The sequence below is a fragment of the Pseudomonas sp. GM33 genome (assembly GCF_000282295.1).
GTDB lineage: Bacteria > Pseudomonadota > Gammaproteobacteria > Pseudomonadales > Pseudomonadaceae > Aquipseudomonas > Aquipseudomonas laurylsulfatiphila.
Genome location: NZ_AKJO01000090.1, coordinates 13401 through 29627, shown reverse-complemented (window position 1 = coordinate 29627; position 16227 = coordinate 13401). Strand labels below are relative to the sequence as shown.

General features: G+C 60.6%; 16 protein-coding genes. 9 read left to right on the top strand and 7 right to left on the bottom strand.

The annotated features are described in order from the left end of the window. The first annotated feature begins 3 nt into the window (after positions 1–3). Positions 4–1458, top strand: a complete 1455-nt coding sequence (locus tag PMI26_RS13465; RefSeq protein ID WP_007975289.1) for a TrkH family potassium uptake protein — start codon at positions 4–6, stop codon at positions 1456–1458. On the opposite strand, the gene PMI26_RS13470 is transcribed toward PMI26_RS13465, so the two are convergent. Then, positions 1415–2476 (bottom strand): AraC family transcriptional regulator, encoded by a 1062-nt coding sequence (locus PMI26_RS13470; RefSeq protein ID WP_081500978.1) that lies wholly within the window; start codon positions 2474–2476, stop codon positions 1415–1417. The genes PMI26_RS13465 and PMI26_RS13470 overlap by 44 nt on opposite strands. 162 nt (positions 2477–2638) lie before the next feature. On the opposite strand from PMI26_RS13470, the gene PMI26_RS13475 reads away from it, so the two are divergent. Together PMI26_RS13475 and PMI26_RS13480 are read left to right on the top strand one after the other, a co-directional pair. Further along, a complete protein-coding gene (locus tag PMI26_RS13475) occupies positions 2639–2950 on the top strand; it encodes a DUF962 domain-containing protein (RefSeq protein WP_007975287.1) in 312 nt (103 codons plus the stop codon). 27 nt (positions 2951–2977) lie between these two features. After that, positions 2978–3568, top strand: coding sequence for an HD domain-containing protein (locus tag PMI26_RS13480; RefSeq protein ID WP_007975285.1), 591 nt, complete (start codon positions 2978–2980; stop codon positions 3566–3568). A 162-nt stretch (positions 3569–3730) separates the two neighbouring features. On the opposite strand, the gene PMI26_RS13485 is transcribed toward PMI26_RS13480, so the two are convergent. Further along, positions 3731–4546, bottom strand: a complete 816-nt coding sequence (locus tag PMI26_RS13485) for a UDP-2,3-diacylglucosamine diphosphatase (protein WP_007975284.1) — start codon at positions 4544–4546, stop codon at positions 3731–3733. Between the two features lie 136 nt (positions 4547–4682). Here PMI26_RS13485 and PMI26_RS13490 point away from each other — a divergent pair, with 136 nt between their 5' ends. Both PMI26_RS13490 and PMI26_RS13495 read left to right on the top strand, forming a co-directional pair. Beyond that, positions 4683–5447, top strand: a complete 765-nt coding sequence (locus PMI26_RS13490) for a helix-turn-helix transcriptional regulator (protein WP_007975283.1) — start codon at positions 4683–4685, stop codon at positions 5445–5447. Positions 5448–5518: 71 nt separating this feature from the next. Then, the gene (locus PMI26_RS13495; RefSeq protein ID WP_007975282.1) at positions 5519–6412 is read left to right on the top strand and encodes a DMT family transporter; all 894 of its coding nucleotides are present in this window, start codon (positions 5519–5521) and stop codon (positions 6410–6412) included. On the opposite strand, the gene PMI26_RS13500 is transcribed toward PMI26_RS13495, so the two are convergent. The 4 genes from PMI26_RS13500 to recQ all read right to left on the bottom strand — a co-directional run bounded on the left by PMI26_RS13500 (position 6406) and on the right by recQ (position 10785). Further along, positions 6406–6693: a SelT/SelW/SelH family protein gene (locus PMI26_RS13500; RefSeq protein ID WP_007975281.1), complete on the bottom strand. Its 288-nt coding sequence runs from the start codon at positions 6691–6693 to the stop codon at positions 6406–6408. The two genes, PMI26_RS13495 and PMI26_RS13500, sit on opposite strands and share 7 nt — an antisense overlap. A 33-nt stretch (positions 6694–6726) precedes the next feature. Further along, a complete protein-coding gene (locus PMI26_RS13505; protein ID WP_007975280.1) occupies positions 6727–7977 on the bottom strand; it encodes a FimV/HubP-related protein in 1251 nt (416 codons plus the stop codon). A gap of 127 nt (positions 7978–8104) precedes the next feature. Further along, positions 8105–8539, bottom strand: coding sequence for a MarR family transcriptional regulator (locus PMI26_RS13510; RefSeq protein WP_007975279.1), 435 nt, complete (start codon positions 8537–8539; stop codon positions 8105–8107). Between the two features lie 119 nt (positions 8540–8658). Next, positions 8659–10785: a DNA helicase RecQ gene (gene recQ / locus PMI26_RS13515; protein ID WP_007975278.1), complete on the bottom strand. Its 2127-nt coding sequence runs from the start codon at positions 10783–10785 to the stop codon at positions 8659–8661. Between the two features lie 361 nt (positions 10786–11146). Between recQ and PMI26_RS13520 the strand changes: the two genes are divergently transcribed. From PMI26_RS13520 to lapD, 4 genes are all read left to right on the top strand, one after another. Further along, positions 11147–11734: a UPF0149 family protein gene (locus PMI26_RS13520; protein ID WP_007975277.1), complete on the top strand. Its 588-nt coding sequence runs from the start codon at positions 11147–11149 to the stop codon at positions 11732–11734. 10 nt (positions 11735–11744) lie between these two features. Then, positions 11745–12140: a YbaN family protein gene (locus tag PMI26_RS13525; RefSeq protein ID WP_007975274.1), complete on the top strand. Its 396-nt coding sequence runs from the start codon at positions 11745–11747 to the stop codon at positions 12138–12140. A gap of 238 nt (positions 12141–12378) precedes the next feature. Further along, positions 12379–13086, top strand: coding sequence for a cysteine protease LapG (gene lapG, locus PMI26_RS13530; RefSeq protein WP_007975273.1), 708 nt, complete (start codon positions 12379–12381; stop codon positions 13084–13086). Positions 13087–13108: 22 nt separating this feature from the next. Next, on the top strand, positions 13109–15049 hold the full coding sequence (lapD, locus tag PMI26_RS13535; protein WP_007975272.1) for a cyclic di-GMP receptor LapD: 1941 nt from the start codon (positions 13109–13111) through the stop codon (positions 15047–15049). A 48-nt stretch (positions 15050–15097) separates the two neighbouring features. On the opposite strand, the gene PMI26_RS31425 is transcribed toward lapD, so the two are convergent. Beyond that, on the bottom strand, positions 15098–16156 hold the full coding sequence (locus PMI26_RS31425; protein ID WP_157222272.1) for a hypothetical protein: 1059 nt from the start codon (positions 16154–16156) through the stop codon (positions 15098–15100). Positions 16157–16227 lie beyond the last annotated feature (71 nt).

The window sequence follows — 16227 nt, the reverse complement described above, 5'->3', positions numbered from 1 at the left end:
CTCATGGCGTTGCCGACCTTACGGATCATTGGTTTCATCATCGGCATCTTCCTGATCACGCTGGCGATCTCCATGGTCATCCCCATGGCCACGCTGGTCATTTTCGACCGCACCGGCGATCTGCCGTCGTTCCTCTGGGCCAGCATGATCACCTTTGTCGCCGGGTTGGCGCTGGTGATTCCCGGGCGCCCCGAACACATTCACCTGCGCCCCCGGGACATGTACCTGCTGACCGTCAGCAGCTGGCTGGTGGTGTGCATCTTCGCCGCGCTGCCGTTCCTGCTGACCCAAAACATCAGCTACACCGACTCGTTCTTCGAAAGCATGTCCGGCATCACCGCCACTGGCGCAACCGTACTCAGCGGCCTGGACACCATGTCCCCCGGCATCCTGATGTGGCGCTCGTTGCTGCACTGGCTCGGCGGCATCGGCTTCATCGGCATGGCGGTGGCGATCCTGCCGCTGCTGCGCATCGGCGGCATGCGGCTGTTCCAGACCGAATCGTCGGACCGCTCGGAAAAAGTCATGCCCCGCTCGCACATGGTGGCGCGCCTGATCGTGGCGACCTACGTCGGCATTACCATTGTCGGCAGCCTCGCGTTCTGGTGGGCCGGGATGAGCCTGTTCGACGCGATCAACCACGCGATGTCGGCGATTTCCACCGGCGGCTTCTCGACCTCCGACCAGTCTTTGGCCAAGTGGCCGGAGCCTGCGGTGCATTGGGTCGCGATCGTCGTCATGATTCTCGGGGCCCTGCCGTTCACCCTGTATGTCGCCACATTGCGGGGCAACCGTCGGGCGCTGATCAAGGATGAACAGGTTCAAGGCCTGCTCGGCATGCTGCTGGTGACCTGGCTGGTGCTCGGCACCTGGTATTGGTGGACGACCCAGCTGCATTGGCTGGAGGCGTTGCGCCATGTGGCACTGAACGTGACGTCGGTGGTGACCACCACCGGTTTCGCGCTGGGGGACTACAGCCTCTGGGGCAATTTCTCGCTGATGCTGTTTTTCTATCTGGGGTTTGTCGGCGGTTGTTCCGGTTCGACCGCCGGCGGTATCAAGATTTTCCGCTTCCAGGTGGCCTATATCCTGCTCAAGGCCAACCTTAACCAGCTGATTCATCCGCGCGCGGTGATCAAGCAGAAGTACAACGGTCACCGCCTCGACGAAGAAATCGTGCGTTCGATCCTGACCTTTTCGTTCTTCTTTGCGATCACCATCTGCGTGATTGCGCTGCTGCTGTCGCTGCTCGGCGTGGACTGGATGACCGCCCTCACCGGCGCGGCCAGTACCGTGTCCGGTGTCGGCCCGGGACTCGGCGAGACCATCGGCCCGGCCGGTAACTTCGCGACCCTGCCCGATGCCGCCAAGTGGATTCTGTCGCTCGGCATGCTGCTCGGCCGACTGGAGATCATCACTGTGTTTGTTCTGTGTATTCCGGCATTTTGGCGTCATTGACCGCTTCAGGTGCCTGCATCAGCCGCATCCGGTACTCGCCGGGTGTGGCATCGAACCAGCGGCGGAAAGCGCGGAAGAAGTTGCTCGGATCGGCGAACCCCAGCAAGTAGGCGATTTCCAGCAAGGTCATGTTCGGTTGAGCCAGGTACTGCTCGGCCAGTTCGCGCCGGGTATCGTCCAGCAGCGCCTGAAAACTCGTGCCCTCTTCCTGCAAGCGCCGTTGCAAGGTGCGCTGGGAAAGATGCAGTGTCTGCGCCACGGTGTCGCGCTTGGGCTCGCCCTGGGGCAACAGGCGGCACAACACCTGCCGCGCCTTGTGCGTCACGTGGCTTTCGGAAAAGCGCGCCAGATACTCGCCGGCAAAGCGGTCATGCAGCAACGCCATGGCTTCATTGGCCGTCGGCAAGGGCGCTTCCATGTCCGAACGCTCGAAAATCAGCGCATCGTAAGGCGCGTTGAACACCAGCGGTGCATGGAAAGCCTGTTTATAGGGTTCCGGATTGGCCGGTTCGGCACCTTGCAGCAACACTTTGCGTGGTTGCAACGTACGCCCGGTCAACCAGCTGCACAGCGCCAGGGCGCAGGCCAGTGAAGCTTCGGCGCTCTGCCGGGTCGGCGGCAGATGGTCGCCATGCACCGTCAGAATCAGCGCATAGCCTTCATCCAGCAGTTGGAAACTCAGGTCGGCACTTTCGGCGATGATCCGCTGATAGCGCACCAGACGCTGAAAGCCTTCGGCCAGGGTCTGGCTGGACATCAAGGCGTAACCGGTCACATGGAACTGCGCCGGTCGCACCACCTTGCCCATGTTCAGGCCGATGGCCGGGTTCCCGGACAGATCGACCGCGCGTTGCCACAGCCGTGTCATGGAGTCTTGCGGAAAGCGAGCATCCGGATCATCCAGTGCCGCGTAGTCGAGCCCCAGCTGCTTGAACAGAACCCGGCAATCCAGGCCATCCATCTCCAGCGCTTTGACAATCCCCATCGCCCAGCTTGCAGAAGTCGTTCGTTCGCTCATGGCGTTTTTTCTTACATGGTGAGCCGCATGCGACGGCTATTGACCGAAGGATATTAAAGTGGCGCCTATTGTCACTGCCTGATGCCATTGATCACTCTAGACTCAAATAAGCTACCCGCAGAACAACTTGCAGTCAGAACAATAACCACAGAGATCGCAGTCGTGGAAAACATCAAACGATTCAACAGCTTTGCTGAGTTTTACCCTTACTACCTCAGCGAGCACAGCAACAGTACCTGCCGCCGATTGCATTTTATCGGCACGACGCTGGTTATCTTGATACTGGCGCTGACCGTTGGTCGCGGAGCCTGGATGCTGTTGTGGGCCCTGCCTGTGGCGGGTTACAGCTTTGCCTGGGTAGGGCATTTCTTCTTCGAGAAGAACCGCCCGGCAACGTTCCAACACCCCTTCTACAGCCTGCTCGGCGATTTTGTCATGTACCGGGACATGGTGCTGGGGCGCGTTCCGTTCTAGAGAACATCCGTCACAAGAGAGTTGCCTATGAATGCCAATGCCCGCTTCACCCACATGAAGGACGGCACGCAGGAAGACTGGGCGATCATCGCCGCAGACTTCACTGCCTACGCGCGACAACTGCCGACAAGGATTCTGGCGCACCTGAAGTTACTGGAGGGGGATTTTGGCGGGTTCCCGGTGGATCGCCTGACCCATTCCCTGCAAACCGCCACCCGCGCCTTTCGCGATGGTCGCGACGAGGAATACGTGGTCTGCGCCCTGCTCCACGACATCGGCGACACCCTGGGGTCCTACAACCACCCGGACATCGCCGCAGCGATCCTCAAGCCGTTCGTCAGCGCCGAGAACCTGTGGATGGTGGAGAAACACGGGATTTTCCAGGGCTACTACTTCTTTCATCACCTGGGCATGGATCGGCATCTGCGCGAGCAGTTCCAGGACCACCCGCAGTACCAGGCGACCGTCGAGTTCTGTGCCAAATACGATGCGGCGGCATTTGATCCGGCGTATGACACGCTGCCATTGAGCTTCTTCGAACCGATGATGGAGCGGTTGTTTGCCCGGCCGAGAAACTCGATCTACAAGGCGGCGATGGAAGAGCATTCGCCAGCCTGATGACCTATGGCGACCATTGTGGCGAGGGGGCTTGCCCCCGCTCGGTGGCGAAGCCGCCGTGAACCTATGAGTGCGATCTATCTGGTGTTCTGCGGTGAATGGCTTTAGGGCTGCTGCGCAGCCTAACGGGGGCAAGCCCCCTCGCCACAAAAATCAAATCAATCAGGCCAACTCTGCAACCTTGGACGCCTTCAACTGCGCCTCCCGCGCCTGGGCATCCGCCAACCTGTACAACTCGATCGAACCATCCCAATGCTCGATCAGCGCCGTGCACGACTCCACCCAGTCGCCGCAATTAAGGTAATCCACCTCGCCCACCTTGCGAATCTCGGCATGGTGAATGTGCCCGCACACCACACCGTGCAGCTCGCGTTTGACGCATTCATGGGCGATGGCTTCCTCGAAGTCGCTGATGAAGCTGACCGCGGTTTTCACCTTGTGCTTGAGGTAGGCCGACAGTGACCAGTAGCCGTAGCCATACCGCGCACGCCAATGATTGAGCCAGCGGTTGAGGGTCAGGGTGAATTCGTAGGCCGAGTCACCGAGAAAGGCCAGCCAGCGATGATAACGGGTGATCACATCGAACTGGTCGCCATGGATCACCAGCAGATGCCGGCCGTCGGCGGTGACGTGCACCGCTTCGTCCACCAACTGGATATTGCCCAGGATCAGCTTCGAATAGCGGCGCAGGAATTCATCGTGGTTGCCGGTGACGTAGATCACCTCGGTGCCACGTTTGCTCATGGTCAGCAGGCGACGAATCACGTTGGTGTGCGCCTGCGGCCAGTACATGCCGCCGCGCAGTTTCCAGCCGTCGATGATGTCGCCGACCAGGTAGATTCTGTCCGCGTGGTAGCTCTTAAGAAACTGCGACAGGTGTTCAGCCTGGCAATCCCGGGTGCCCAAATGCACGTCGGAAATCCATAAAGTCCGTACGCGTTGTTTACGGGTGGGTTTGGCGAGCTCGGCGCTGGTCATGGGCAACCCTCTGGACATGTTTTGTAAAGTTTGCGCTGGTCGAGTTAATGGTCCATGACAGCACCAAGTCAGTCGTGTGACAGCGCTTATCAGCCTGCCCGGGTGTAGACTGACGCCCTGAACCGGGAGACCCGCGATGAGACCGATCCTCACGCTCCGCCAATACAGCCACGACCTGATCGTCCACAGCCACGACCACGCGCAACTGGTGTTCGGGCTTTCGGGCGCTCTGGATTTCGAGGTTGACGGCCGTGGCAGCCAGGTGGTCCAGCAGAGTTTCGTGGTGGTGCCCTCCGGTGCGCATCATGCGTGTGGCAGCGCCAATGGCAGTCGCTGCCTGGTGCTGGATGTGCCCGGCGAACAATGGATTTCGCAGTCGTTGGGCGATCACGCCGAGTCCAGCCGACGCTTGCTCGACAACGCCGGCCGCCTGCCCCTGGACGCGGGACAAAGCCAATTGGTCAGTTGGCTGGCGAACAGTCCGGTCGATGACCCGCTGATCGCACAACAAGGTGCGGTGCTGTTGCTGGCCAGCCTGAACAACGCCAGGCCCGATGCCGTCGGCGGTCGGCGCCTGCCCTATGCCGCGCTGAATGCACACATCGACCAGTACGCGGCGTATCCGCTGCAGGTGGCCGACCTGGCCCGGGTGGCCGGCCTCTCCAGTGCCCGTTTGCATGCGCGGTTCGTGGCTGAATGCGGACAGACGCCGATGGACTACATCCGCAGCCGACGCCTGCATATCGCGGTGGGCATGCTGCGCAACTCGGCACTGCCCATCGGCGAGGTTGCCAGCCGCGTCGGCTACAGCTCCCAGAGTGCCTTCGCGGCGGCGGTGCTGCGCGAGTTCGGGGCGTCGCCCGGGAAACTGCGGCGCGAGGCTGGCGACAAAAAACGCTAGTCTGCCGACAGACTTGACGGGCCATTACGCGCTTCAATGAGGCCCCTGTTCGTTTGTCATCAAGGATTGCAATGACTCCCCGTACCGCACTTGGCGCCTTGCATATCGGCGCATTGATGTTCGGCCTGACCGGCGTGTTCGGCAAACTGGCTGCCGCATCACCGGCGATCATCGTGTTCGGCCGTGCCGCTTTTGCCGTGCTCGCACTGGCATTTTTTGCACGGTTCGCCAGCCAGACGCGCTGGCAGAAACTCGAGGCCGTGGACTGGCGTCGGCTGCTGCTCAGCGGCTTGTTGCTCGCCGGACACTGGGTGAGTTTCTTCATTGCGGTGAAAGTCGCAGGCGTGGCGATTGCAACGCTCGGCTTCGCCAGTTTCCCGGCCTTTACCGTGATCCTCGAAGGGTTGATCTTCCGCGAGCGCATTCGCGCCAATGAGATTGTGCTGGTTCTGCTTGTGAGTGTGGGGCTGGTGCTGGTCACGCCTGATTTTGACCTGGCCAGCAGCGCTACCACTGGCCTGCTGTGGGCCGTGGGTTCCGGCTTGTTGTTCGCCCTGCTGTCGCTGACCAACCGTGCCAGCTCTGGGCGCGTCCCGCCCGTGCAGGCGGCGCTGTGCCAGAACGTGGTGGTTGCCCTGTGCCTGCTGCCGGTGGCGGCGCCTCAATTGAGCGAAGTACGCGCCATCGACTGGCTGTGGATCGGCCTGCTCGGTGTGTTCTGTACCGGTGTCGCCCACAGTCTGTTCGTCGCCAGCCTGGCGGTGATCAAGGCACGCACCGCCGCGGTGGTGTTCGCCCTGGAGCCGGTCTATGGCATCACCGTCGCCTGGCTGCTGTTCAACGAAAACCCGACTCTGCGCATGTTGCTGGGAGGTGCGTTGATCATTGTGGCAATCGTGGTGTCCAGCAGGCTCTCAGGCAGTTCGAGCAAGAAGGCCGTTACCGCCGAGGCGGCGTCTCACTGAGTGCGGTCGTTGTGTCCCAGATCGCGGTCCGGGTCGATCCGGTCGCGGACCCGCTGCTTGAGCACTTTGGCTTCAGGGAAGCCGCCGTCCGCCTTGCGCTCCCAGATCTGCACGGCGTCACAGAACACATGAAAGACCCCGCCGGTGCCCGGCACCAGGGAGACTTTGCCCAGGTCGTCACCAAAGGTGCTGAGCAGTTCCTGGGCCAGCCAGGCCGCTCGCAACAGCCACTGGCATTGCGTGCAATAGGTGATGACGATTTCCGGTTTGTGGGCGGTCATGATGGGGCTTGACTCCAGAGTTTGACGACGCCGCTATGATAGCCCGGCCGGTGACTGTCGAGTCGGCTGATCAGGTGGTGCCTCCAACCCGAACGCAGGCTCGATCATGGCCAGCGCCACCGGCTGTCTGGTTTCGCCTGGGCTGATCACGTCCCAATTCGACGCCATGGACAGCTCCTCCAGGTTGAGCCGGTACTCATCGTCAATGGCAGATTCGCCGGACATCGCCAAACCCGGAACCGCCACGGCAGCAGCGACCGGGATGGCGTGACGGTTATCGACCCACTCAAGTTCATCATTGGCTGGCACCCCGTCGCTCTGCGCAGTGGGCGATTGCGTGACGGGCGGCCAGATCACTGGCTCGGTAAAAAACTCGGCCGACGGCTCATGTGGCGACGGCAGCGCCTCTGAAGCCGTGGCCTGAGGCTGCTGGCGCCGGCGGCGAACAAACCAGCCCAGCGCCAGCAACGCCATCAGCGCTGACACGCCGGCAATCTGCAACCAGCCAACCCCGGGAGGCTCAGCAATGGCGGGGGCCGGTTCCACTGCATCAGAAACCATGGGTTGCGCCTTAACCTTCTTGAGCTCAGCCAGTTGGGTTTGCAGCTCGGCCAACTGCTGTTTCTGGCCGTCGATCAGCTCATACTGACTTTGCAGCTTCGCATTGAGGTCATCGACAGTGGATTGAAGCTGGTGGTTTTGCAGGGTGCTGGCAGCCAGTTGTTCCACGGCGGGATCGACCAAGGAGACGTCAGTTGCTGGCGTCGTCCTTGCCACGGGGGACGGCGTTTCGACTGGTTGAACCCTGGGGAATGCAGACGCCGGGGAACGGGAAACCGGTTCATCGGGGGCGGCAACAATGCCTGGCGACCCCGGTGGATCGATCAGCACCGTGTACTCGCGCAATAAGCGCGCGCCGGGTTGATTGAGCTGCACGAGGAAATTCAGGAAGGGTTCACTGACCGGTTTGCTGGATGTCACCTGGATCACGCTGCGCTTGCCGCGCAGGACCGGGGTGAATTTCAGATTATCGAGGAAAAAAACCCGGTCGACCCCGGCACGGCTGAACTCGTCTGCCGATGCCAGGCTTACCGACAGCTCGCCCTCCTCCAGGCCAGCCGCATCCACCAGGGCGATATCGGCACGCAGCGGTTGATTCAGCGCCGAATGCAGGGTGATTTCACCCAGGCCCAGCGCCGGAGCCCATGCCGAGTAAGTGACCGCCGCCCCGGCCAGCAACCCCTGTGAACAACCGCGCACAACCAACCGCCAACACTTGAGCATGAGCATCCTTGAGATCTACAAAAATTACCCGTACGCGTTCGTACATCCGTTACGAACACGATATTGCCGAGTAGTTCTTATAGTCTGCGCAATGCAGTCTCTCAAAAGCCTGGCAGTCGGTTATGCCTCAGGATTTTTCAAGGTTGCCCAGGATATGGCCGTGAACTCGCATGCACACCTTCAAATCCGCCTCATCGACGCCTTCGAACAGCTCGTGACGCAGTTGCGTGGCAATGGTTTCAATTTGTTCGATCAGCGGAAGCGCCGGGGCGCAGAGCACGATTTTCTTCGCACGACGGTCTTCCAGCACAGCCTGGCGTTGCACCAGACCCTGGCTTTCCAGACTGTCGAGCAAACGGGCCAGGGTCGGCCCTTCTACGCCAACGCTTTGTGCCAGCTCCCGCTGGGTCGGAGCCTCTTCGAAACGGGCCAGGTGCAGCAGCACCAGCCAGCGCGCCTGGGACAAGCCCATGCCCGCCAGTCGGCGGTCCAGTTCGGCACGCCAGCCACGGGACATCTGGGCCAATTGCATGCCAAAGCGGTGTTGATCGGTTAACGGCATAAAACACTCATGATTAGACTGAAATAAATAAAAACTAATTATTAGTCAGCTAAGCATGAGCCTCGATCCGAGGCAAGGCTTGATCTGTACTGAATCGTTACATCAGCACTACGGATGTCTCAAATCTCGAATTCCGACTGCAAGGCAGCGCGAACACAGTACAAAACCCCTTCCGGTACCCGGCCCGCGAACAGCGCGGCGATCTCGGAAACCGGCGGCAATTCACCTTCGCCGTCGAGGAAGGCGTCCTGGACTTCGCCCATCAGGTCCTCAGGCAGATCCAGCGCCTGCTCCAGCGACAACTGCTGCTTGCCGATCGCTTCGGCCAGCATGGTGTAGACGTTCTTTTCCGAGCACTGCAACTGACCGGCGATCTGCACGGGTGTCATACCGGCCCGCGCCAGCGTGATCAGTTCGTGACGTACGTCGGCCACCGGTTTCGGCGCCTCGACCTGGCCGCCGAGGACTTCGAGGAAGGCCTCGCCGTAACGCTCCAGCTTGCGCGCGCCGACGCCGCTGACCGTGGCCATTTCGGCCAGCGAGGTCGGCTGACTGCGCAGCATTTCCAGCAAGGTCGAGTCGGGGAAGATGACATACGGCGGCACGCCATGTTCTTCGGCGAGCTTACGCCGCAGGGCGCGCAAGGCTTCCCACTGTTCGCGCTCCTCGCCCCGAACCAGTTGGCTCGCCTGGCTCTTGCTGCTTTTCGCCACGGTTTGCGCCTTGAGGTCGCGACGCAGCTCCAGGGTCACTTCACCCTTGAGCAGCGGCCGGCAACTGTCGCTCAGGCGCAGCCCACCGTAGCCTTCGAGGTCGATGTCGGCCAGACCTCGGGCCACCAGTTGGCGGAACAACGAGCGCCACTCGCCCTCCGCCATCGCCTTGCCAACACCAAACACCGAAAGATGCTGATGCCCGAAGTTACGGACCTTTTCATTGTCCTTGCCCAGCAATACATCCACCAGGTGTCCGACGCCGTAGCGCTGACCGGTGCGGAAGATCGCCGAAAGCGCCTGCCGTGCGGGCTCGGTGGCATCCCAGGTCTGCACGCCGTCGACGCAGTTGTCGCAATGACCGCAAGGCTGGGGCATGTCCTCGTCGAAGTAGGCCAGCAGCGTTTGCCGACGGCAGCGGGTTTCTTCACACAGGGAAAGCATGGCGTCGAGTTTGTGCTGCTCCAGGCGTTTGTGGCGCTCGTCGCCTTCGGAGTTCTGCAGCATCTGCTTGAGCATCACCACGTCTTGCAGGCCGTAGGCCATCCAGGCGTCAGCCGGCAGGCCGTCACGGCCGCCACGACCGGTTTCCTGGTAGTAGGCCTCCAGGGATTTCGGCAAATCGAGGTGCGCGACAAAACGCACGTTGGGCTTGTCGATGCCCATGCCGAACGCCACGGTGGCAACCATGATCAGGCCTTCTTCGTTGAGGAAGCGCTTCTGATGGTAAGCCCGCAAATCGTTGGGCAGACCGGCGTGGTACGGCAGCGCCGGAAAACCCTGCTCGCTGAGGAACGCGGCGACTTCCTCGACTTTCTTGCGCGACAGGCAATACACGATGCCGGCATCGCTGCGCCGTTCGGCAAGGAACGCCAGCAACTGCTTGCGCGGTTGCTCCTTGGGCACGATGCGATAAAAGATGTTCGGTCGGTCGAAGCTCGACAGGAAGCGCTCGGCGTCTTGCAGGTGCAGCCGGGTGACGATTTCTTCCCGGGTGCGTTTGTCGGCAGTGGCGGTCAGTGCGATGCGCGGCACGTCGGGGAACATCTCCGCCAACTGGCCCAGTTGCAGGTATTCCGGACGGAAGTCATGCCCCCATTGCGATACGCAGTGGGCTTCGTCGATGGCGAACAGGGAAATGTTCAATCCCTGCAGAAATGACAGCATGCGCGGCTGGACCAGACGTTCCGGCGCCAGATAGAGCATCTTCACTTCACCCCGGCGGATGCGGGCGGCGAGGTCGCGCTGCTGCTCGGCGCTGAGGGTGGAGTTCAGCGCGGCGGCGGCCACGCCCAGCTCTTCGAGGGTGGCGACCTGGTCGTCCATCAGGGCGATCAGCGGCGAGACCACCACGGCCAGGCCTTCGCGCAGCAAAGCCGGGACCTGGAAACACAATGACTTGCCGCCACCGGTAGGCATCAGGACCAGGGCATCGCCACCGCTGGCCACGCGCTCAATAATTGCACCCTGGCGGCCACGGAAACTGTCGTAGCCGAAGATGTCCTTGAGGACGCGTTGAGCCTGTTCGAGCATAGAAACTCCAAAAATCACCGAAACATCCCTGCAAGGCTGGTTCAGAACCCGCGACGCTGCACCGACAAATCGTAAGTGCGCATTGCATGACGCTTCACATTTCAGCCGTGACGCCAGCAGGGCATCACAAAACGCGCGAGTATACCCGAGCCCCGGCAGGCATTGGGCACCGCTGATAAGACACGCAATACAATCTGTGGGAGCGGGCTTGCTCGCGAAAGCGGCTTCAAATTCAACATTTACGTTGACTGACCCACTGCTTTCGCGAGCAAGCCCGCTCCCACATTTGCCGTGCGGCTGGCCCAAGCGCTCAAGAAGGCCTAGAATTCCCGCATCGAACATTCCCCAAGGTAGTCCTTTAATGTCCTTCGCTGAGCAACTAACCCGCCTGCAAGTCTTCCTCGACGCTGATGAACTGCATGACGAGGCGCTGGACTACGTGGCCGCCCACGGCTACCTCACTGCGCTGTCGATCTGTTCCGAAGTGGTCCCGGACCGTGAATGGATCGACGCACTGTTCGCCGAAGAGCCGCATTACAGTGGCGAAGCCCAGCGCGAAGAGATCGAAGCCACGCTGATCGGCCTCAAGGCCCACATCGCCCGTCAACTGGCCTCCGACGAGGAATTCGAGTTGCCGTGCGACCTGGACCTGGGCGACGACCCGGACGATTCCGAACTGCGCGGCTGGTGCATTGGGTTCATGGAGGGCGTGTTCCTGCGCGAAGAAGCCTGGTTTGAAACCGCGGAAGACGAAGTGAGCGAAATGCTGCTGCCGATCATGGTCGGTTCGGGCCTGTTCGACGAGCAACCGGAGTTCTCCGACATTGCCGCCGACGCCAACCTGATGGACGACATGATCGTGCAGATCCCGGAAGCCCTGACTGCGCTGTACCTGCTGTGCAACGCGCCAGACGAAAAACCGGCGATTCTCAAACCCCGTCACCACTAAGGCGCTGCCTATGGACAACCCCATAGGCAACCGCCCCCTGATGTTGCGCTACGTGCTGCTGGCCATCGGCTGGCTGAGCGTAGCGTTGGGGGTCATCGGAATTTTCCTGCCGGTATTGCCCACCACCCCCTTCCTGCTGCTGGCGGCCGCCTGTTTTGCCCGCAGTTCGCCGCGCTTCTATCAATGGCTGGTCGAGCATCCGCGGCTGGGTCCGTGGATTCGCGATTACCTCGACGGCAACGGCATTCCGCTCAAGGGCAAGGTTTACGCCATCGGCCTGATGTGGGCGAGCATCCTGTTCTCCTGCTATCTGGTGCCGCTGCCTTGGGCACGGGGGTTCATGCTGACCAGTGCGGTGCTGGTGACAATCTACATCCTCAGGCAAAAAACCCTGCGCAAATCCTGAAGTCTTGTGGCGAGGGAGCTTGTCGGATCGCCGCACCGTCCCGCTGGGTTGCGAAGCGACCCCCAAACCATTCGATCCAGGTTCCCCTGGTACACCGCGCTCACCTGTTCTGCGACTGCTGCGCAGCCGAGCGGGAGCAAGCTCCCTCGCCACAGGTGCTGTAGGCAACCCGACGACCTGCCCTCCCCCTGCACAATCTCCACCTAAACTCCACGAACCTACACTCGAGCAGCCAGACATGGCCCGCAGTCTGCGTAGTCCAGGATGGCCAGCGCTCCGACTTCGGCTCGGCGGCTGGTTGCTGCTGGCCGCTTTGCTACTGACCATTTTCAGTGGCGTCCGGGCCGACTGGGATTTTGCGCAGATCCTGCAAACCGTGGAAAAACGCTACGGCCCGCTGGGACCGGCACGCAACCGGATCGAGGCGTGGAGTCAGATGCTGCAAAGTGCACGCGGCGCGCCCGAACGTGAGCAGCTCAACGCGGTGAACCGCTTCTTCAATCAGCAGTTGAATTTCCAGGACGACACGCGCATCTGGCAACAGACCGATTACTGGGCCACGCCCGTCGAAGCCCTGATCAAGGGTGCCGCCGATTGCGAGGACTACGCGCTGGCTAAGTATTTCAGCCTGCGCCGGCTCGGGTTCCCCAGCGAAAAACTGCGCATCACCTACGTCAAGGCCCTGAGCCAGAACCAGGCGCACATGGTGCTGACGTTCTACAGCACCCCCACGGCCGATCCACTGGTGCTGGACAACCTGATTGGCGATATCCGCCCCGCCTCCCAACGCAAAGACTTGCTGCCGGTGTACGCCTTCAACGCCGAAGGCCTGTACCTGCCGGGCAAGAACGGCGGGCAACGCAGCAGCGACTCGAAGAAGCTGTCGCGCTGGCAGGACGTGTTGAAAAAGATGCAGAGCGAAGGGTTCGACATCGGCGACGGCTAACCGCCATGGCAAGGAGCGAGACATGACACTGCGTAAACAGCTGTTCCTGGCCATCTGCCTGTTCCTGCTGGTGGCGTTCAGCGGCAGTTTTTTTGCCAGCCTCGAAAGCTCCCGCGAACAAACGCTCGGTCAGCTGCGTGCCCACGCCCAGGACGCGGCCACCGCGCTGGGGCTGTCGCTGACGGCACAGGTCGATGACCCGGCAATGATGGAGCTGATGGTCAGTTCGATTTTCGACAGCGGCTATTTCAGCAGCATCCGCGTGATCAGGCTCAAGGATCAACAAACCCTGGTAGAGCGCAGCACTCCGACAAAAATCGACGGCGTGCCTGACTGGTTCGTCAACCTGGTCAACCTGCGCCCGGAAGGTGGCGACGCCTTGGTCATGCGTGGCTGGGAACAGCTGGCACGGGTCGAAGTGCTGAGCAATCCGCAATTCGCCCTGGCCAAGCTCTGGGACAGCACCCTCGGCAGTCTGATCTGGTTGCTGTTGTGCGGGCTGTTCAGTGCGGTGATTGGAGGATGGATGCTGCGCAGGCAGTTCCGCCCACTCGACAGCATGGTCCGACAAGCCGAAGCCATCAGTAAACGCGAGTTTCTCAGCCTGCCCAACCTGCCACGCACACCGGAGCTCAAACGGGTGGTGCTGGCCATGAACCAGATGGTCGAAAAACTCAAGGCGCTATTTATCGAAGAGGCTGCGCGCAGCGAAAAGCTGCGGGCCGAATCCTATCTGGACAGCCTTACCGGCCTGGCCAACCGTCGCCTGCTCGACGAACAACTGGCCGACCACTTGAGAGTCTGCGAACAGAGCCGCGATGGCCATCTGCTGATGTTGCGGATCAACGACCTGAACGGGCTCAACCAGCGATTGGGCGGCCAACGAACGGACGCACTGATCAGCGCCGCCGGCGAACTGCTCAGGCGCCTGACTCAATTGCCGGAACGTCGCACCTGGCTGGCGGCGCGCAATCGCGGTGGCGAATTCAGCCTGCTGACCCCGGGCCTGGACGCCGAAAGCGCCGCGCGCCTGGCCGCCGATGTCAGCATCAGCCTGGAGAACCTGCGCCTGACCGGTGCCAGTGATTGCATGCCCGTCGCCCACCTGGGCGTTGTCGCCTATCGCCCCGGAGAGCCGATCGGCAACGTACTGCTGCGCCTCGATCAGGCATTGACCGAATCCCGGCAGCGTCCCGAGCGACCCTGGGTCTACCTGGGCCAGCATGACACCGCGCCGAATCACTCCCAGCACGACTGGCGCACCTGGATCGACGACGCCTTGACCGAAGGCAAGATGCAGTTGTACTTCCAGCCCGTCGTGCAATGCGCCGACACCCGCCAGGTGCTGCATCACAAAGTGCTGGCACGCCTGCTCGACCCACAGGGCGAAGCGATTGCCGCCGGGCATTTCCTGCCGTGGATCGAGCGTCTCGGCTGGTCCGCACGCTTCGACCTGGCCATGCTCGAAGCCACGCTGGACGAGCTGGTGGTCAACCGCAGGCCCTTGGCACTGAGCCTGTACGGGAGCACCCTGCGCGATCCGGTGCAATGGCGAACAATCCTCGACCTGCTCGACTCCCTTCCGGAGCTGGCACCGCTGCTGACCCTGGAAATCGACGAGCGCCAGTTGCCCTCCCCCGAAGAACTGCAGCGTTTGAGCCACAGCCTGCTGAACACCGGTTATCGCATCGGCCTGCAACACTTCGGCGGGCGCTTCAGCCAGATCGGTAACCTCACTCAGTTGGGCTTGGCGTACCTGAAAATCGATGGGGCCTACATTCGCGGCATTGACGAACAGCCTGACAAGCGGCTGTTCATCGACGCGATCTTTCGCGCGACCCACAGCATTGATTTGCCGCTGATTGCGGAGCAGGTAGAAACCCAAGGGGAGTTGGAGGAGATCAGGTCACTGGGGGTATTTGGCGTCATGGGGCGATTGATCGGACCGCCGCAGCCGAAGTGAAATATTTGGGGATGTACCAATCAACGGAGCCATCCCCAAACGCATCAGTTACATGGATTGTGGTTCCAGAAAACAACGAATACGGGCCTGTGCGGAACTCCAATTTTTTTGAATCCTCAATGCAAACTCACCACGCGTATGTGACGGGCAGTGTACATTCCAGGCCATTTTTTCGACTGCATATTCAAAATCAGGCTTGCTAATGAATCGAGATCCTTCCAGCTCTCCACCGCCTTTTTCCCAGTACAAACGCACATAATAAAGTGATGGGCTGCCAGGCTTTGCAACGGCAGACAATTCTGATGATACACCGCCCTTGAACCGTGCTCCGTCAGCAGGAACTTCCACCCGATTTAGCCGGATCGTTACGTAGTCCAAAAGGTTTGAGGAGCGCCTGATGCAGTCAGAAACTATAAACGGCGTCATCCCTTGACCCGAAATGATGAGATCAAAATCTACCTCTCGGGCTTCCGTTACGCCGGTCACATCCCACTCATGATCCGTGGTTGGTGTCATCAGGAGTGGTTTGCTGGTCACCGGATCGGCCCCGGACTGTTTGGCTTGCACCTTCAACATCAGTGGAAAGCCTGCAATGGGGCTATCAGGTTTAGCACGAAAAATGACGGTTAGGCTTGTATCCGGCCAAAATTCTTTCACGCCTTCCGGCATTGGTATAACGCTGCCCCGCCATGTAGCGTATCCTTCATCAGACAGGTTGGACGACATTACCCAACACGGAAACTCATGAACCTGGTCAAACTCCCGACTCAAAAATACCAGCCGGACACGCCCACTTAAATTCTCCGGTGTCAGTGTCCATTCTGCTGTATCGCCCTCTTTCGGCGACCACTGACCGAATGCAGGCGAGGCTCCGATGACCAGTCCTGCGTCATTCACCAATCCCAGTTTGATTTGAACGCCATCCAGCCAGGGCGCCTGCACTGTCAACTTATTTGACTGCCCGCGACGAAGTGCGATGCCTGGCAAGTTCCACGGCACTGGCTCATCATTAATGCAAAAACTTGCCTCTTCCCAGGAAAAACTTTTAGTTATTGAAAACCCAGTTGCCGCCCTCATGATGCCACCTCTTAAAATTAATGCATTCAAAAGAAGAAACACCACTTTAAAAAGACATGCACATAAGCGCCACTGTCAAAAATACTAGTAAAGCCAGAACA